At 59.9% G+C, this 16,848-nt stretch carries 18 protein-coding genes and 1 pseudogene; 1 reads left to right on the plus strand and 18 read right to left on the minus strand.

Annotated elements, in window-relative coordinates:
* Positions 1-192: 192 nt before the first annotated feature.
* Entirely contained in the window at positions 193-1,764 is a 1,572-nt protein-coding gene (locus AAC035_RS01920) for a PAS domain-containing methyl-accepting chemotaxis protein (protein ID WP_339799467.1), read from the minus strand.
* A 261-nt stretch (positions 1,765-2,025) separates the two neighbouring features.
* On the opposite strand from AAC035_RS01920, the gene AAC035_RS01925 reads away from it, so the two are divergent.
* Complete coding sequence (locus AAC035_RS01925; protein WP_339799469.1) at positions 2,026-2,580, plus strand: DUF1415 domain-containing protein; 555 nt, start codon at positions 2,026-2,028, stop codon at positions 2,578-2,580.
* A gap of 9 nt (positions 2,581-2,589) precedes the next feature.
* On the opposite strand, the gene AAC035_RS01930 is transcribed toward AAC035_RS01925, so the two are convergent.
* The 17 genes and pseudogenes from AAC035_RS01930 to AAC035_RS02010 form a co-directional block, all read right to left on the minus strand.
* Positions 2,590-3,174 (minus strand): NapC/NirT family cytochrome c, encoded by a 585-nt coding sequence (locus AAC035_RS01930; RefSeq protein WP_339799470.1) that lies wholly within the window; start codon positions 3,172-3,174, stop codon positions 2,590-2,592.
* Positions 3,171-3,668: a nitrate reductase cytochrome c-type subunit gene (locus AAC035_RS01935; protein WP_339799472.1), complete on the minus strand. Its 498-nt coding sequence runs from the start codon at positions 3,666-3,668 to the stop codon at positions 3,171-3,173. The genes AAC035_RS01930 and AAC035_RS01935 overlap by 4 nt, the downstream gene beginning before the upstream one ends.
* A gap of 15 nt (positions 3,669-3,683) precedes the next feature.
* A pseudogene (gene napA / locus AAC035_RS01940) lies at positions 3,684-6,188 on the minus strand (nitrate reductase catalytic subunit NapA).
* Positions 6,185-6,607, minus strand: a complete 423-nt coding sequence (locus tag AAC035_RS01945) for a chaperone NapD (RefSeq protein ID WP_339799474.1) — start codon at positions 6,605-6,607, stop codon at positions 6,185-6,187. The pseudogene napA and the gene AAC035_RS01945 overlap by 4 nt, the downstream one beginning before the upstream one ends.
* Positions 6,600-7,079 carry a ferredoxin-type protein NapF gene (gene napF, locus AAC035_RS01950; protein WP_339799476.1) on the minus strand — a complete coding sequence of 160 codons (480 nt, stop codon included), beginning with the start codon at positions 7,077-7,079 and terminating at the stop codon, positions 6,600-6,602. Before napF ends, AAC035_RS01945 begins: the two co-directional genes overlap by 8 nt.
* Positions 7,080-7,143: 64 nt before the next feature.
* A complete protein-coding gene (locus AAC035_RS01955; RefSeq protein ID WP_339799478.1) occupies positions 7,144-7,323 on the minus strand; it encodes a periplasmic nitrate reductase, NapE protein in 180 nt (59 codons plus the stop codon).
* 271 nt (positions 7,324-7,594) lie between these two features.
* Positions 7,595-8,986 (minus strand): DUF4397 domain-containing protein, encoded by a 1,392-nt coding sequence (locus tag AAC035_RS01960; RefSeq protein WP_339799480.1) that lies wholly within the window; start codon positions 8,984-8,986, stop codon positions 7,595-7,597.
* Positions 8,987-9,254: 268 nt separating this feature from the next.
* The gene (locus AAC035_RS01965; RefSeq protein ID WP_339799482.1) at positions 9,255-10,970 is read right to left on the minus strand and encodes a complex I subunit 5 family protein; all 1,716 of its coding nucleotides are present in this window, start codon (positions 10,968-10,970) and stop codon (positions 9,255-9,257) included.
* Positions 10,967-12,463, minus strand: a complete 1,497-nt coding sequence (locus tag AAC035_RS01970; RefSeq protein ID WP_339799483.1) for a proton-conducting transporter membrane subunit — start codon at positions 12,461-12,463, stop codon at positions 10,967-10,969. Before AAC035_RS01970 ends, AAC035_RS01965 begins: the two co-directional genes overlap by 4 nt.
* A complete protein-coding gene (locus tag AAC035_RS01975; protein ID WP_339799485.1) occupies positions 12,460-13,941 on the minus strand; it encodes a proton-conducting transporter membrane subunit in 1,482 nt (493 codons plus the stop codon). The genes AAC035_RS01970 and AAC035_RS01975 overlap by 4 nt, the downstream gene beginning before the upstream one ends.
* Positions 13,938-14,267, minus strand: coding sequence for an NADH-quinone oxidoreductase subunit K (locus AAC035_RS01980; RefSeq protein WP_339799487.1), 330 nt, complete (start codon positions 14,265-14,267; stop codon positions 13,938-13,940). The genes AAC035_RS01975 and AAC035_RS01980 overlap by 4 nt, the downstream gene beginning before the upstream one ends.
* On the minus strand, positions 14,264-14,962 hold the full coding sequence (locus AAC035_RS01985; RefSeq protein WP_339799489.1) for an MnhB domain-containing protein: 699 nt from the start codon (positions 14,960-14,962) through the stop codon (positions 14,264-14,266). The genes AAC035_RS01980 and AAC035_RS01985 overlap by 4 nt, the downstream gene beginning before the upstream one ends.
* A complete protein-coding gene (locus AAC035_RS01990; RefSeq protein ID WP_339799491.1) occupies positions 14,959-15,237 on the minus strand; it encodes a hydrogenase subunit MbhD domain-containing protein in 279 nt (92 codons plus the stop codon). The genes AAC035_RS01985 and AAC035_RS01990 overlap by 4 nt, the downstream gene beginning before the upstream one ends.
* A complete protein-coding gene (locus AAC035_RS01995) occupies positions 15,230-15,550 on the minus strand; it encodes a monovalent cation/H(+) antiporter subunit G (RefSeq protein WP_339799493.1) in 321 nt (106 codons plus the stop codon). The genes AAC035_RS01990 and AAC035_RS01995 overlap by 8 nt, the downstream gene beginning before the upstream one ends.
* A complete protein-coding gene (locus tag AAC035_RS02000; protein ID WP_339799495.1) occupies positions 15,543-15,836 on the minus strand; it encodes a monovalent cation/H+ antiporter complex subunit F in 294 nt (97 codons plus the stop codon). The genes AAC035_RS01995 and AAC035_RS02000 overlap by 8 nt, the downstream gene beginning before the upstream one ends.
* Positions 15,833-16,315, minus strand: coding sequence for a Na+/H+ antiporter subunit E (locus AAC035_RS02005; protein WP_339799497.1), 483 nt, complete (start codon positions 16,313-16,315; stop codon positions 15,833-15,835). The genes AAC035_RS02000 and AAC035_RS02005 overlap by 4 nt, the downstream gene beginning before the upstream one ends.
* The gene (locus AAC035_RS02010; RefSeq protein ID WP_339799499.1) at positions 16,312-16,587 is read right to left on the minus strand and encodes a DUF2798 domain-containing protein; all 276 of its coding nucleotides are present in this window, start codon (positions 16,585-16,587) and stop codon (positions 16,312-16,314) included. The genes AAC035_RS02005 and AAC035_RS02010 overlap by 4 nt, the downstream gene beginning before the upstream one ends.
* Positions 16,588-16,848 lie beyond the last annotated feature (261 nt).

A 16,848-nucleotide genomic window follows, 5' to 3' on the forward strand; every position in this document is an offset into this window, starting at 1 on the left:
GTTTGCGTTTAAGGGTAGTTCGCCATCATGCTCCGGGCAATTCGGGCACCTGGCGATTTGGTGGCGGATTTTGCCAGCCTGATCACAGATATACCACCCACGCAACGGTTTATACGGCGAGGATCTTACTCAGCCCACCTACCGTATGACGCCCACACACCAGAATCCGTTTGCTGTTTTGTTCGACCCGGATCAGGAGCGGGAAACGAATCTCGCCACCAGATCGTTCAGCCCTCTGGCATTGCGGCTGATCTCCTCGCTGGCCTGGGTCGCGCCATCCGCCTTTTCGGTGCTGGTGTCCGCCAGCTCGGAAATATTGACGATCTGGCGGTTGATCTCCTCAGACACCTGGCTCTGTTCCTCGAACGCGGCCGACATGTTGATAAAACTGTCGGAGATCCGGCTGATGGTCACCACGATATCCTGCAACGACTGCTCCGCTGCGCGTACTTTATCAAGGCCGGTGCCGGCCACCTTCTCGCCGTCGCGGGTGGCAATAACGGCCTGCTCAACCTGGTGACGGAAATCATCGATGACCGTGTGAATCGAAATCGTGGACTCCCGGGTGCGACTGGCCAGTGAGCGAACCTCATCGGCCACCACGGCAAAGCCCCGGCCCTGCTCACCGGCTCTTGCGGCTTCGATGGCCGCGTTCAGCGCCAGCAGGTTGGTCTGATCAGCAATATCGGAAATCAGCTGGGTTGCCTTGCCAATGCTCTCGGTGGATTCGCCCAGTTTCTCGATGGCCTGGCCAATGGTGTTGACCCGGGCCACCAGCTGCTCGATGGCTGCCAGCGCTTCCGAGCTCAGCTGACTGCCACTGGAGGCATGACGGCTGGCCTCTTCCGCCTCCACTGCGTTTCTGGAGATGCTGTCGGTCACCTCCTGAATCGATGCAGTCATTTCGTTAATGGCAGAGGCTGTCTGATCGGTTTCATTGCGCTGTGATTCGATCGCCCGGGCGCCCTCGGCAATCAGGCGATGGCCATTCCGCGCCGTTTCGAACAGCACTTCGGCCCGGTCTTCAATCCGCGCCAATGCCGTACGGATACGGGCTTCCTCGCTGACCAGGATCATCCCCAACTGGGCGAACAATCCGCATTCACTGGTGTAGGTGCGTGCCACCAGGGGATCCCTGAACGCATCCGGGCGGGCATCCAGCAGTACCTGCAGGCGATGATTCAGCGACATGCCGGCGAGGCCCAGACCAACCACAAACCCCAGAACCACCAGCGCGACCGCGAACGGGGTACTTTCAACCCATAGTGCCGCCAGACTGGCCACCAGCGGAACCAGTGACGGCCAGCCCCTGGTGGCAACGGCACGAATCCGGCTGCCCAGGGCACCGTCACCCCGGCCACGGCTGATATTGCTGTAGAGCCTGGACGCCCGCTCGATCTGCGCCCGGGTTGGCGCCACCCGTACGGACTCAAAACCGGTAACCTTACCGTTTTCCAGAATGGGCGTAACGTAGGCACTGACCCAGTAATGGTCGCCGTTCTTGCAACGGTTTTTCACCACCCCCATCCAGGGTTTACCGGCCTGAATGGTGTCCCACATGAGTTTGAACACCGGCGCCGGCATATCCGGGTGGCGAATGATATTGTGTGCCTGCCCCACCAGCTCATCCCGGGAAAAACCACTGATGGCCACGAAATCGTCGTTGCAATAGGTGATGACGCCTTTCAGATTCGTGGTGGTAATCAGCCGCGAGCCCGACTTCATCATGGCTTCACGCTGGGTGACCGGCCCATTATTACGCATAGATATTTGCTTCCCGGAGCCTGAGGCTCGCAACTGAGTAAAAAATGCTCGTGACGGAAGGGATTGGATACCTTCCTACAGATAATGAAGATTATTCCATAGTAACGGCATGACAACCGACAACTTTAATCCCTGATCATTGTCAGTAGAACCCGAAGGCACGCCGGGGACAAACTGCAGCATAGATATAAGACCCATAGCGGGTAACGCGGTATCCTGATGCTGCTGTCATCTGGTCAAAGCAACCGCTCAGGAGCCCCCGTGCAACATCAGGCCGTCATCAACACCACTCGCAACTGGGTCCAGACCCTGGTTATTGACCTCAACCTCTGCCCCTTTGCCAGAAAGGAGCTGGTCAATGACCGCATCCGTTTTGCCGTAACTGAGGTTGTTACGCCTGACGAGCTGCTGGGCGTTCTTGAACAGGAGCTGAGTCTGCTGACTGACGATCCCGGAATCGAAACCACCCTGCTGATTCACCCGGGTGTGCTGGAGGATTTTTACGACTATAACGATTTCCTGGCAGAGGCGGATACCCTGCTGGAGGCTCTGGAGCTGGACGGGGTCTATCAGATAGCCAGTTTTCACCCCGACTATCAGTTTGCAGGTACTGCGCCGGACGACGTCGAGAACAGCACCAACCGCGCGCCCTATCCGATGCTGCACCTGTTACGGGAAGCCAGTCTGGAACAGGCCATTGAGCGCTACCCGGATACCGAAGACATACCCCGGCACAACATCGAACGGGTCACCCGGCTGGGGCCCGAAAAAATGGCCGCCCTGCTCAAAGCCTGCCAGCAGGACGACCCGGTTTAGATATCAATCCTATCGGCTGACACCGGTCATATCGGGCAACCGGTGTGCGATGCCCTTGTGACAGTCAATACAGGTCTGATCACCGCCGGCGAGAGCCGTGGAATGGGCATTGGCGGCGCGTGGGTCCTGCAGGGTGAAGTCCATGGAATCAAACTCGTGGCAGTTGCGGCACTCCAGGGAATCGTTGGCTTTCAGGCGATGCCACTCCCTTTCCGCCAGCTCCCGACGTTTGTTCTCGAACTTCTCGGGCGTATTGATGGTCCCGAAAATCCAGCCCCAGACTTCCTTGGATGCCTCCATCTTTCGGGCTACCTTATGGGTCCAGCCATGAGGCACGTGGCAGTCCGAGCAGGTGGCACGAACGCCTGAGCGATTGGTGTAATGGATGGTTTCTTTCAGCTCTTCGTAGACGTTCACCTCCATCTCATGACAACCAATACAAAACTGCTCGGTGTTGGTCACCTCAAGGGCGGTGTTGAAGCCGCCCCAGAAGATGATACCCGCCAGAAATCCCCCCAGGGTCAGAAACCCGAGACTGAAGTGCACGCTGGGCTTGCGCAGAATGGCCCAGTAGCGCTTGAGCCAGCCCATCATTGGTTGCCTCCGCTTGCCCCGTCACGGGCACCCTGACGGATGACCTGGTCGACCGGCAGGAAGTCTGATTCCACCAGCGGTTCCGCATCGGTTTGTGGTACATGGCATTGGGTGCAGAAGTAGCGGCCAGGAGTCACTGCCGCACGCACCTGATTATTGCGATCCATGAAATGGGTGATGCTGACCATGGGAGCGCCGGCTGCCGGTGCCACTTCACGGCTGTGACAATCCAGGCAGCGGTTGAAACGCTTGTCGATCTGATAGCCGCGAATGGCGTGGGGAATCACCGGCGGCTGTTCCGGATAGTTCCGCACCTCCCGCTTGAGGTCCCGGGGGTCGCCGGCAATGGGTGGTGCCGGCAGGCTGTCGCCCACCGTGCCGCCCTTCCTCAGACCATCCGGAGCCGAAGGTGACAAGGAGGTGTCGGCCTGCAGGGCTGTCATCGCAGACATCGCCAGCAGGGTTCCAAAAACCAGAGTCATCAGGGTTTTCATAGTACTGCTACCTCCTCAGGCCAGGCTAACCAGTTCCAGACGAACCGCGCACTTCTTGAAATCGGTTTGTTTGGAAATGGGATCGGTTGCGTCCAGCGTCACCTTGTTGATGAGCCTGCCGGCATCAAAGAAAGGCACATACACCATGCCCCGGGGCATGCTGACCCGACCCCGGGTTTCCACCCGCACCCGGACATCGCCGCGACGACTGATTACCCGCACCTCACTGCCCCGCCGGAAGCCTGCTTCCCGGGCGTCCTCGGGGTGCATGTAGAGCAATGCGTGAGGCACGGCCCGGTGCAACTCGGGCACCCGCCGGGTCATGGAACCGGTATGCCAGTGTTCGAGCACCCGGCCGGTGGACAGCCAGAACGGGTATTCATCATCCGGCGATTCGGCGGGTGGCTCATGGGGCACCGCAAAGATCCTGGCCTTCTTGTCCGGCGTACCATAGAACTCGAAACCACTGCCAGGGGTCACGTAGGGGTCTGATCCTTCGCGGTAGCGCCAGAGGGTTTCCTTGCCGTCCACCACCGGCCAGCGCAAACCACGCTCCTGGTGGTATACCTCGAATTCGGCCAGGTCCTTGCCCTTACCCTTTCCGAACTGGCGGTACTCCTCGAAGATGCCCTTCTGGATGTAGAAACCGAAGTGCTCGGACTCTTCATTGAGATAGTCCCTGTCCACATCGTCCAGGGTATAGCGGTCGACATTGCCATTGCGGAACAGGATGTCGAACAGGGTCTTGTCACGGAACTCCGGCGCCTTCGCCAACTGCTCCTCAGGCCAGACATCCGCCACCTTGATACGTTTGGCCAGTTCTGCGGTTTGCCAGAGATCGGATTTGGCATCACCCGGCGGTGACACCAGCTGATGCCAGAACTGGGTGCGACGCTCGGCATTGCCAAAGGCGCCCTCTTTCTCTACCCAGCCAGCGGCCGGCAGAATAAGGTCCGCCGCCTGGGCGGACACCGTCGGGTAGATGTCGGACACAATGATGAAGGTATCCGGATTACGCCAGCCCGGCAGGGTTTCCTGCTGGGTGTTCGGGCCGGCCTGGATGTTGTTGGTGACCTGGGTCCAGTACACCCGGAGCTTGCTGTCTTTAAGCATCCGGCTTTGCAGAACCGCGTGGTAACCGGGCTTCGCGGGAATGGTGCCATCCGGCAGCTTCCAGATTTCTTCCGCTTTCTTGCGGTGCTCCGGGTTGGTGACCACCATGTCTGCCGGCAACCGGTGCGCAAAGGTGCCTACCTCGCGGGCGGTGCCGCAAGCGGAGGGCTGACCGGTCAGGGAGAACGGACTGTTGCCGGGGGTCGCTATTTTTCCGGTCAGCAGATGAATGTTGTAGATCAGGTTGTTCACCCATACGCCACGGGTATGCTGGTTCACCCCCATGGTCCACAACGTCATCACCTACTTGTCCGGATTGGCGTAGAGCTCCGCCAGCCGGTTCAGCCGGTCTTCCGGAACACCGGAAATCTCGGCCGCCCGCTTGACGTCGTATTCCTTCACATAGTCGGCGAAGGCCTCAAAGCTCATGGCTTCCCAGCTGTTGGCATTATTGGCGTTTTTGGCATTGGCCTCTCGCGGGTCTTCCGGCCGCAAGCCGTAGCCAATGTCATCTGCGCCTTTGACAAAGTTGACGTGCTTGCCAACAAAGTCCTGATTTACAGCATCGTTCTGGATGATGTAATTGGCGATAAAGTTAAGGATGGCCACATCGGCATGGGGGTGCATGACCATGCCAAGATCCGCCAGATCAAAACACCGGTGTTCGTACGTAGACAACACCGCCACCTCGGTATTCGGGTGGGAAAGCCGGCGATCAGTCACCCGGGTCCAGAGGATCGGATGCATCTCCGCCATATTGGCGCCCCAGAGCACGAAGGCGTCGGCGTGTTCGATATCGTCGTACACGCCCATGGGCTCATCCGCCCCGAAGCTGCGCATGAATCCGGCAACGGCCGAGGCCATGCAGTGACGGGCATTCGGGTCAATGTTGTTGGTGCGGAACCCCGCCTTGAAGAGCTTGCTGGCAGCGTAACCCTCCCAGATGGTCCACTGGCCGGAGCCAAACATGCCAACGCTGTCCGGACCATGATCGCGAATGGCGGTGGTGAATTTTTCCGCCATCACATCCATGGCTTCGTCCCAGCTCACTTCCTCAAACTCGCCCTCCTTGTGGTACTCGCCATTGCGCTTGCGCAACAGCGGCCTGGTCAGACGATCTCGACCATAGAGAATTTTCGAGAGGAAATAGCCTTTGACACAGTTAAGGCCACGGTTTACTTCCGACTGGGTATCACCGTGGGTGGCCACAATCCGGCCGTTGCGGGTTGCCACCATCACGCTACAGCCGGTACCGCAGAAGCGACAGGGCGCTTTGCTCCATTGCAGTTCGGTCAGTTCCGAATTGGTCATCAGGTTGCTGGCAGCCGCTGGCAACGACAGTCCGGCAGCCGAGGCGGCCACCGCAGCGGCGTTGGCCTTGGCGAAGTCACGACGGGTCAGTTTCATGGCGCAATTCCTGTGATAATGGCGGAGCCCTGGTGGCTTTTGTTGTCGGAAGCAATCAGCTCTTGATCGGCCTCTGCTCTGGTCATCACTTCGTGATAGACCAGTGTGCAGGCCAGCACTCCGGGTTGCTGTTCCAGCGCATCCATATCATCAAGAATGCGCCCCTGGTCCGGCGCTTCAGCGACCAGAACCAGTTTTCCTTCTGTTCCTTCCATTTCTTGCGTGTCTTCTGCTCCGCCGGCGAGACACTCCAGCGCGGGATTGCTAAGAATATACTCCAGCAAGGCCGCCTTTTTTTCCGGGCGAACCTGAACGATGTAGCTGGCAATGTGAACGTCATCGGAGCCCTGGTCCGGAGCATGACGCGCCGAAGGTGAGGGCTCGAAATGAACAGGGTCAGATGGTGAAGAGTCAGGCATGAGGAACTTCCATGGTAATGGCATTCTGGGGGCAGACCACGGCACAGGCGGTGCAGCCGGTGCAGGAATCAATATCGACCTGGGGCGCCGGCACCATGCCGAGCCGGGGGGTAAAGCGAATAGCCCGTACCTCGCAGGCGTCCTGGCAGCTCATACAGTGGATATCTGACAAAGCGAGACACTGATCACCGATCACCGCACGCCATTCGAAGGCTGGCCGCTGCAGATCAAAAACCGGCTCGGGACAGGCCGAGGCGCACTCGCCACAAAAAGTACAGCCATCGCCCTGATACCGTATCTGGGGGAAACCACCATCGCCCGCAAACAGAATCTGTTCCGGGCAGGCCGTCAGGCAGTCACCGCAGCGGGTGCAGGCATCAGTCCAGCTTTGGGCAGTCCAGGGGGGACGATTATCAGGGGCTCTTGCCCGGCCCCCGGTCAGCAAGGACCGGCGGGAAGCCGAAACAGACATAACGCCTCTCTGTTGTTATTGAGTATCCCGATGGTGAGGCAACATGAACATCTGCTGTGAACGCCTAAAGCGGCGGCCCCGGAGGTCCCAGAAAAATATGGGACATCCAGATAATGAAACCATAACCGCCTACCACGGCCACGGCCAGAATGGGGAACAGGAAAACGATCAGGAACACAAACAGCCTCAGTTCCTGGCTTTTTCTGGTGTCAGAGGAGAACTCCTCCGCGTGTGACTCTGCCATCGTTGCACCTTTGTCCGGGCTGGCCTTGCCAACGGCCTTGCGCCTGTTTGCCTATCAATAACCCTAGAACAGGTGCCCAAAACTTCAAGTGATATATATCAATTATGGATAGTCCTCTGGAACTCTGTGGCAGGAATGGCATTACTGACTGAAAAAGTTAAGGGGAGCGAGACCGAAGAAGGGAAAGGCGGGGATCGTAATTCCTGAAAGAAAGCCCGGCAAGCTCGGAAGCATGCCGGGGCAGTTCAAGGCTGCGGAAGAAACCGGGTACTCAGACCTCGTCAGGCACAAAATCGTCCAGAAGAATCAGACCGAGGTCGTCAATGGTGGATTCTGCGTTTTCAACACCATCACGGGCAATTACGGTGTAGACACCGCCTGCATTCACGGTAACCCCATCTGCAGAAATCGCCGCGTTGCCGCCACCTGCAGGCGTAACCCGCACGTTATAGGTTCCTTCCGGGATTGCGAGGTACCCCGTGGAAGCGCCAAAGGGAACGTCAGACAGCGCGGGAACGGCATTACCTATCTCCGTCTGTTCTGCAGGCAGCAGGTATATGTCTACGTTACCTGCAACGGTGGAGGCATGGACAATCTGCAGGGACGCCTGGGTAGCAATGCGCCGACCTTCGTCGGTAAGCACCAGGGGCTGGATCTCCGGGGTACCGCCAAGCAAACCAATCGCCATGACGGTGTAGCCCTGGGCATTAACCAACGGCAGGTCCGCTTCGATGGGTACTACGCTGTTATCTGCTGCCGCAGCGACCTTCACGTTGATGTCGCCGGCCGGCAGAGATACGTAATCGTCAAAACGTCCAGTGGGCACGAAATCCGGAAACTCCAGGGCGCTGATCGCCTCCATATCATCGATCAGGATATCCACAGCGGGAGCGTCGGCTGATGCGTGGACCACCCGCACACCGGCGTCCTGGTTCACGTCGAAGAACTCAATGACGTCGCCGCCGATGACCGCCATCAGGCTGATGGGGCTGGCGTCGGCATTGGCACCGGTATTCGGAACTGCGCCTACGAAGATATCAGCGCCTGCCGGCAGGGCAATCTGGCCGCTGTCAAAAACCAAATTGCCTCCCGCCGTTACGCGAATACGGTAGTCATCCCCGGCAGGAATCTCGCCAGCGGTAATCACATCCTTGTATTCGAAAGTCAGTGCAGGCTCGGCATCGCCAAGATCCGTTTCTGAAGCGGTCAGATACACGTCGACTTCCGGTGCATCCGGCGCGAGGTGTCCCACACGCAGACGGAAATCGGTTGCGGAACTGAAGGCCGGACCTTCGTCTTCGAGAATCAGGGGCTCAAGGGTTTCGCCGGCCACGCTACCGACAGCAATGACGTCATAGCGAACGCCCTCTTCAAAGGTAAGGCTGGCAGGACCAATGGCAGTCAGTACATCACCGCCGGGCAGAATCGCATCCACACCAATGTCGTAAGTGCCCACTGTCGGCCTGAGAACAGCCGCCTGCTTATAGTCTGCGCCCTCAATGGCGTTGGTGCCGTTGACGGTAACGTTTACCGGCGGCGCATCGGCTGACGCATGGATGACACGAACAGTGGATGTGGGATCACTACTTGAACTGGAACTGAAACAACCGGAAAGCGCAAGCGCGCCGCTGACCACTATGGGTAACGCCAAATAACGAATCATGGTTCTGCTCCTTTGACTGCAGAAAACTATTATTGGTTGGCGACAGTGGTTCGAACCTGCATCTGTTCATTCCATGAACGATGTGTCAAAGCGGTTTACGGAGGGATGACAGGAATGGTTTACAGAATTTTACAAAAAGAGCGACCGAATTCGCACTTTAACCAGAACGGTAAGTGATGTGCATTTTTTGATCAGAGGTAACCCTATGACAGATCGAGATACTTTGCAGAAAACCCCGCGAGGGCATATTTCACAAGCGTGTATTTAATTAAATTAACCATCCACCTGTCAGGATCAGCAACAGCAGCAAAAATGCCAGTTGCTCGCGATATCCACTCTCCCATTGACTCAGAACCCTGCCCAGGCTCCGGTTCAGAGCTTCACCCCGAAGCCGACAGCTCCGGTTCCGGGAAAAGGGCCATAGGCCAGAGCTGCCAACAGATCTGCGCAAGGCACGGGCCATTGCCTCAAGCAGTACAAGACCGTCGCCCGCCGGAATCTGCGGAGCCCCCACGCCACAACGCCAGACCAGTAATGCCAGGGCGGCAGCCAGTAGCAACGGCCAGACCAGCGCCCAGGCATCATACAGCGAGGGCAACCAGGACGGCTGCTGGGCGCCCGGCAACCCCCAGGGCAGAAACCAGAACAACACCAGGCTGCACAGACTGGCCAGCAACCAGCCCAGTAGCATGGCCCGGGGAATCCTGCCCACCGCCATGGTTTCCCGCAGGGTCCACAAGGTGCGCAGCACCAGCAACAGGGTTGCTACGGCTCCGGCGGTCATCAGCGGGGCCAGATACCCTGCTCCGGTAAACGTGAGCGTTTCCGGAGCCAGCCCGTGTTTCATGGCCAGCTTGCTCACCGCGCCGCTGGTAAAGGGCAGCCCCGCCAGCGACAACCCCGGTAGGGCAATACCCAGCCATAGCAGTGCCCGTCCCGCTGGGGAGCGCGGCAAGGACAGCCCCGCAGCCAGGAACAGGCTGCCCTTGGCCAGTCCATGATGCAGGGCATAGAGCGTAATTACCGCAAACAGCAAGGGGGCCCGCGCCGGCTCAGCGAGGGCTGCGCCCACCATCAGGGTGATCAGCCCCATCTGACTGATACTGGAATAGGCCAGCACGGCTTTGGGCTTGCGTTGACAGACCCCGACCGCGGCAGCTCCAAGAGCTGCCACTGCGCCAGCAACCATCACCAGCAAACCCCAGCCCGGCAACGCCGCTTCGCCCAGGGGCAGCAGCAACAGCCAGCCCAGCAGACCGGCCTTGATCATGGCACCGCTGAGCACCGCACTGGCGGGCACCGGCGCCACCGGATGCGCCAGTGGTAACCAGAAATGCAACAACGGCAAACCCGCCTTCACCCCGAAGCCCGCCAGTACCAGCCCGATCATCAGATCACGGCGATCGGAAGCTGCAATGGCCGCCGGCAGGTCCGCCAGTAACAGGCTGCCGGCCTCATTGCCGGCCAGCATCAGCGCTGCCAGCATGGCCATTTCACCCAGCACGGCCATCACCAGATAGACACGGCCCGCCCGCATGGCTTCAGGATTCCCGTCGTGCACGACCAGGCCATAGCCGGCGAAGGTCATCAGTGCGAAAAAACTATAGAAACCGGCAATATCGGCCGCCAGTATCAACCCCAGATTACCCGCGAGGGTCAGACCCCAGAACACACCAAAGCGCGTCAGCTTCTGTTCACTGCAATAGCCTGCGGCGTAGACACCCGCTGTCGTCCACAGCAAGGTCGTCAGCAGCAGAAAACCGCGCCTGAGCTCGTCCAGCTGCCACAGGCCTCCGGTGATCAGCCAGGGCAACTCCAGTGACCAGCCATGGCCCGACAACAGCGCCAGCAACAGTGCCGGTACCGGTAATAGCGCCAAGGTGTACCGCCGCAGGCCGGACATCCCCGGCACCAGGGCCAGCAACGGATAGCCAAGCGGCACCAGCACCGCCGCCAGCACCCAGGCTGTCATCATGCCGCTCATGGCAGGTACTCCCGGATCGCAATCAGCTCAGCCCAGGACAGCGGGCTGAACGGCAGCGCCGCAAAGAGCCCCACCAGCACGGTCATCAGGGCTGTCAGCAGCGGCGGCCATAACAGCAGCGCATGGGTTTCCAGCCGGCCCCAGCGACGCTCCGCCGGCCAATTGATGGCCGCCTCGCGGAACCAGAGCCGGTGCAGAACCGGCAGGAAATAGGCCGCATTGAGCAGGCTGCTGAGCAACAGCACCACGATCACCCAGGACATATTCGCCGCCAGTGCACCGCTACCCATTGTCCATTTGGTGACAAAGCCCGCCAGTGGTGGCGCCCCGATCATACCGAAGGCACCAATGGTGAAAGCCACCGAGGTGCCCGGCATTCGCCGTCCGGCGCCATCCATCTCATCGATCCGGTGAATACCCAGGGTTTCGGCGTAATTGCCGGCACAGAAAAACAGGGTGATCTTCATGATGCCCTGATGCAGCAGATGCACCAGCCCGCCCACTGTGCCGATGGGGCCAAACAGGGTAATACCGAGAATGATATAGGACACCTGGCTGACGGTGGAGAAGGCCAGCCTTCGCTTCAGATCCGTCTGGAAAACCGCCCGGGCGGAGCCATACAGAATCGTAAAAGCGGCAAGCCAGGCCAGAGGTTCCAGCAAGCCCAGCGTCGCCGAGAACTCGATGCCGTAGATGTCATAGACCACCCGCACAATGCCAAACGCACCGGCCTTTACCACCGCAACGGCATGCAACAGGGCACTGACCGGTGCCGGCGCCACCATCGCCTGAGGCAGCCAGCCGTGGACCGGGAAGATCGCAGCCTTCACCCCGAGGCCAGCGATCAGCAGCACAAAAATCATGATCAGGCTGCCATGGATGGCGGGATCCGAGTCCTGGAAATGGCCGGCCGCCCGGAACGACAGGTCGCCCACCAGACCCTGCAGCCAGGCAATGCCCAGCAGTAATACCACGCCGCCAGACAGGGTGTAGATGATGTAGTTACGGCCTGCCCGCAATGCCTTGTCGGTGCCCCGGTGGACCACCAGCGGGTAGGTGGACAGTGTGAGCATTTCGTAAAACAGGAAGAAGGTAAACAGGTTGCCGGCCAGAGCGATACCCATGGTACTGGCGACACACAGGCTGAAGAACCCGAAAAAGCGGCTGCGATTGGGAGAGTCTTTAAGATATCCCACCGCGTAGATAGTGGTAAACAGCCACAACACCGCAGACAGGCCCGCAAACATCACCGCCAGAGCATCCGCCTGCAGCACGAATTCCACTCCGGGCACCATGGTAAAGGCCACACGAAACTCGATGCCCCGGGCAACCCCCCACACCATATAGATAACCAGCACCAGCTTGAGTACCGCAGCCCCCAGGTTCACCAGGGTACGCAGCCGGTGGCGCTCTTCCGGGATCGCAAAAATAATAACGGCGGCCGCCAGCGAGGTCATCAACGCGAATACCGGAACCAGGGAGGTCAGCGTCATTCCCCACCCTCCACTTCGAAAGGCAGCGTCATGACCGACAATACGGGCTCCGCCACCAGGCCCAGTCCCAACGCCAGCAACGCCAGGATCATCGGAATCACTTCGAGGCTGCGGGACGGATGGTAAAACTCATCGCGATTGCTGCTTTCAAGAAACGAGGCCCGGTAAATGCGAAAAATGTAAGCGGCAGCGAGCATGCCGCCGGCCAGAAGAACCAGCGCCCACCACCACTGGCCACTAGCCAGACTGGCCTGTAACAGCATCCACTTGGCGGCAAAGCCCCCGGTTGGGGGCAGCCCCATCAGGGAAACCCCGGCGAGCCCGAAAGAGAACAGCGAAAACGGCAGAAAACGGCTGACCCCGGCCAGCGCATCGACCCGGTTGCTGCCGGTGGACAGGATCAGGTTACCGGCCGCCAGAAACATGGCCGCCTTGGCCAGGGCATGGCTGATCACCTGCAGGGTGATGCCCTGCTGGGCCTGCAGGGAAATGGCTTCAGTGACGCCGAAGGTCAGCGGAAACAGCAGAGACAGATAGCCGATCTGGGCCACCGATGAATAGGCCACCACCTGTTTCAGCTGTGACTGCCGGCACGCCAGCCAGCTGCCCCAGAGCACCGCAGCGCCCCCTGATACGCCCACGAACTGGGCAAGACCGACAGATCCCAGGTCATCACCAAATTCCAGCCAGAGCCGGGCGGCAATGTAAAAAGACGCCTTCACCACCAGCGCCGACAACAACGCACTGACCGGAGATTTAGCGATGCCGTGGGCTGGCGGAAGCCAGCCATGAAGCGGAAATAACGCGGTTTTCAGAGCCAGCCCCGACATCATCAACACCAGTGCCAGACCGGCGCCTGGCAATGCCGTATCTTCGGCTGCCCATTCACTGGTCAGTTCCGAGATACCCGCCATGGACAGGGTGCCGAACTGACCGTACATCATGGCCACACCGAGCAGGTAAGCCAGGGAGCCTAGCAATGCTGCCAGCAGATAACGAATCGCTGCCCGCAGTGCGGCGGCCTGGCCCCCCAGAGCCACCAGCCCCACCGCCGACAGACTGATCAGTTCCAGCCCCACGTACAGGTTGAACAGATCCGCTCCCAGCCAGACCCCATTGAGCCCGGCCCACAGGAACCAGAACAGTGGCCAGAAATAGCGCTGCCAGGGCTTTGCCGGATCAAGGTAGACCCCGGCATGCCAGCCACAGGCCGTTGCCACGGTTGCCGTCAGCAAGACAAAGGTGACCGCCAGACCGTCTACCCGCAGCTCAATGCCCAGTGGGGCATCCCAGCCACCGAGGCTGTAGTAGAAACCGCCTTCCCGGGCCACCGCCAGCCACAGACCAACGGACACCAGTACCTGAATGGCCATGCCCAGCCAGCTGATCCACCGCCCCCAGCGGAAATCCGGCAGCAACGACAACACCGCCCAGGCCAGTGGCGTAAACAGCAAACCGGCCATCAGCCATTCCATCATTGCGAACGGCCCTCGCGATTATTGTCTTCAGCGAGCGAAGTGGCGCCAGTCAGGAAGTAATACCGGCGAATCAGCACCACCGCCAGCGCGGTGGCGGCAATAGCCACCACAATACCGGTCAGCACCAGGGCCTGAGGCACATCGTCGACACCACCCCGGTGCTGGGCGAGGCCTACCAGCACCAGAAAGGTACCGGACCCCATCAGGTTGAACGCCAGCAGCTTGCGCAACAGGTGGGCCAGGCGAATAAAGCCGGCCAGGCCAATGCCGAACAGCACCACACCGGTAAAGCCATACAACAGATCCGGCGTCAGCCCGGTACTCATTGGCCAGCCCCCTCTTCCGGCTCGCTGTCCTCACTGACCGGGGCCGCCACAAACAGGGACAGCAGAACCATACCAATGGACAAGGTCAGTACCGTTTCGATGAACAGGATCAGGCTCTTGGCCCAGGCCGGTGGGTAGGCCAGGAAGGCCTCGCCGGCCACTGCGCTGAGCACCGCGATCAGCAGGAACAGCGCAAAACCCAGCACCAGACCGAAGCGCAGCAACAGGCCCGGCTTCAGGAAGTCCATGGGTAGTCCGCCAAGGCGCATCAGCACCCCGATGGCCGCGAGCACCGCACCGGCCTGGAAGGCACCTCCGGGGCGATCGGAACCGGCCCACAACAGGTAGCCTGCCAGCAGCAGCATCAACGGGATAAACCAGCGCTGCAAGGCATACAGCAGAGAGTCCGAGGTGCGTAAGTCCGGATCTTCGAGGGAGCGTGTTCTGGCGATGGAAATACCAGCGATACCGGCAATCACCAGAACACCGATTTCCAGCAGGGTGTCATAACTGCGGAAATTCAGTAATACCGCAGTAATCGGGTGTTCAACACCACTGTCCGGCATGGCGGTGGCAAGGATACCCGGCAGATTCACGCCCGGGGGATGGCCTGCAATCTGCCACAAGCCCTGACCAAGCAGCAGTATCAGTAACCCGCAGATAGCCAGGATTGCCACAGTGAACAGACGCCTCACCGTTCACCTCCGGTCTCGGCATCACCGTTGTTGCTCCGGCCCCGGCGAAAATGGCTGACCGCGTCGAGCAGTAGCACGCCGGTCAGGCCGGCACCGATGGCCGCTTCTGCCAGAGCAATATCCGGAGCCCGCAAGCGTACCCAGGCCAGAGCCATCAAAAGGCCAAAAGCAATGAACACCACCACGGCCCTGAACAGATCACGGGACACCAGTGTGGCGGTCGCCGTTACAATCAGGGCAAACACCAGCAGGCCATCGATCAGCCACTCACTCATCCTCAGCTCCTTCCGATCCGGCCTGCCCCTGCTGCGCCCGCACGGCAAGGGCAATCAGATGAGCGGAAGTGGCGCTGGCGGCCAGCGCCACCAACCAGATCAGAATCGTTTTCAGACCGCTGGCAACCGAGGGCATCAAGGGGAACAGACCCAGGACGATCAGCCCCAGGCCCAGGTTATCCACCTTGGTCAGGGCATGAATACGGGTCAGGGTGTCGGAAAACCGGAACAGGCCAAGGGTGCCAACGGCGAAGAACAGGCATCCGGCGCCCAGCAAGGCCAGTTGTACACAGAAAATGAGCCACTCAGTCATGATCGGCCTCCTGCCTTGCGGGTTCCGCCCGGTCCACCCGCACCACCCGGGTCACAAAGGCCACCGTGGCCAGTACCGCCAACAGTGCCAGGGTCAGGGCCACATCCCGTAACGCCGGCATTTGCTGCGCCTGAGCCAGCACCAACAGCAAAGCCACTCCGGTGGTGCCAAACAACTGGGACGCCAGCAACCGGTCCGCTGGCCGGGGTCCGAGCCAGATACGCAGCAAACCCACCAACAGCGTCAGTAACAGGAAGGCGGCGACGAGATTCAGTGCCAGCGTCATACCCTGCACGCCTCTGTCGCAGGGGTCGCAACCGGCACCCCGAACAACGCTGCGACTCTCGCCTCGGCCCGGCGCACCCCCGACAGGTTATCGTCCCGGGTATCGAGGCAATGCAGTTCCAGCCCGGCCCCCTGCAGGGTCACACTAAGGGTTCCCGGCAACAGCGACAGGATATTGGCCAGCAGCCAGCGCGGACTGCCCTCCGGCAAGCCCACAATAATGTGCATCACACCCGGCTGCACCGGCAAGGCCGGAAGCACCAGCCGCCGCGCCACATCCAGCCCGGCAAGCAACGACTGTCCGGCAAACCAGCCGGCAAACAGGGGGATCTGCAGCGCCCTGATCCGGAAACCGGTTGGCGGAAAGAACCGGTGCCAGGCATAGGCCACCGGCAGGATAACCGCCAGACCGAACAGCCAGCCGTCAGGGTCACCATCGGTCAGTATCAGCCAGCACGCGGCCAGCAGTATCAGTCTCACTCGGTACCTCCGCCTGGCCTCCGCTGCAGGGTCCGGTCCAGAAATTTCAGGCTCGCGTCCGTCATACGGCCTGCCAGGGGCGCAATAAACACCACTAACGGAAAGGCCACCACCCAGGCAACGATCCAGGACGCCATCCAGCGCCCCGAAAATCCACCGGCGATCCCGGTATTGATCAGCGTTATCACCCCGGACATCAACAGTGACATGATTCCTGACATATACAACGCGAACAGTAACTGCCGACGACGCGGCACAGGCGGCTGAGCCAAGGAACTTCTCCTGTAGGTAAAGAATCATTAAACAAAAGACAACGTTGAGCGCAGCACTGTCACTCAGCCATCGGCTTTACTACCATGAACCTGATGACCCGAGCAGGGTTTGCCCCGGAAACCCCTTCAGGTTAACGAAAAACCGCAAGGACTTCTGCCCATGTCCGGATTTCGCCCGGCAAATGTGCCCGGATTTACCATTGTTGTGGTTGTAGCCCTCCTGATCTCCGCCTGCAGCTCCAACCGGCTGGCCTACCGGTT

The organism is uncultured Marinobacter sp. (genome assembly GCF_963974375.1).
In the GTDB taxonomy this organism is placed as follows: domain Bacteria; phylum Pseudomonadota; class Gammaproteobacteria; order Pseudomonadales; family Oleiphilaceae; genus Marinobacter.

Coding starts and splice junctions, on each gene's coding strand:
- AAC035_RS01920 (WP_339799467.1), bottom strand. CDS start 1,764: ATGCGTAATAATGGGCCGGTCACCCAGCGTGAAGCCATGATGAAGTCG.
- AAC035_RS01930 (WP_339799470.1), bottom strand. CDS start 3,174: ATGATGGGCTGGCTCAAGCGCTACTGGGCCATTCTGCGCAAGCCCAGC.
- AAC035_RS01935 (WP_339799472.1), bottom strand. CDS start 3,668: ATGAAAACCCTGATGACTCTGGTTTTTGGAACCCTGCTGGCGATGTCT.
- AAC035_RS01945 (WP_339799474.1), bottom strand. CDS start 6,607: ATGCCTGACTCTTCACCATCTGACCCTGTTCATTTCGAGCCCTCACCT.
- napF (WP_339799476.1), bottom strand. CDS start 7,079: ATGTCTGTTTCGGCTTCCCGCCGGTCCTTGCTGACCGGGGGCCGGGCA.
- AAC035_RS01955 (WP_339799478.1), bottom strand. CDS start 7,323: ATGGCAGAGTCACACGCGGAGGAGTTCTCCTCTGACACCAGAAAAAGC.
- AAC035_RS01960 (WP_339799480.1), bottom strand. CDS start 8,986: ATGATTCGTTATTTGGCGTTACCCATAGTGGTCAGCGGCGCGCTTGCG.
- AAC035_RS01965 (WP_339799482.1), bottom strand. CDS start 10,970: ATGAGCGGCATGATGACAGCCTGGGTGCTGGCGGCGGTGCTGGTGCCG.
- AAC035_RS01970 (WP_339799483.1), bottom strand. CDS start 12,463: ATGACGCTGACCTCCCTGGTTCCGGTATTCGCGTTGATGACCTCGCTG.
- AAC035_RS01975 (WP_339799485.1), bottom strand. CDS start 13,941: ATGATGGAATGGCTGATGGCCGGTTTGCTGTTTACGCCACTGGCCTGG.
- AAC035_RS01980 (WP_339799487.1), bottom strand. CDS start 14,267: ATGAGTACCGGGCTGACGCCGGATCTGTTGTATGGCTTTACCGGTGTG.
- AAC035_RS01990 (WP_339799491.1), bottom strand. CDS start 15,237: ATGAGTGAGTGGCTGATCGATGGCCTGCTGGTGTTTGCCCTGATTGTA.
- AAC035_RS01995 (WP_339799493.1), bottom strand. CDS start 15,550: ATGACTGAGTGGCTCATTTTCTGTGTACAACTGGCCTTGCTGGGCGCC.
- AAC035_RS02000 (WP_339799495.1), bottom strand. CDS start 15,836: ATGACGCTGGCACTGAATCTCGTCGCCGCCTTCCTGTTACTGACGCTG.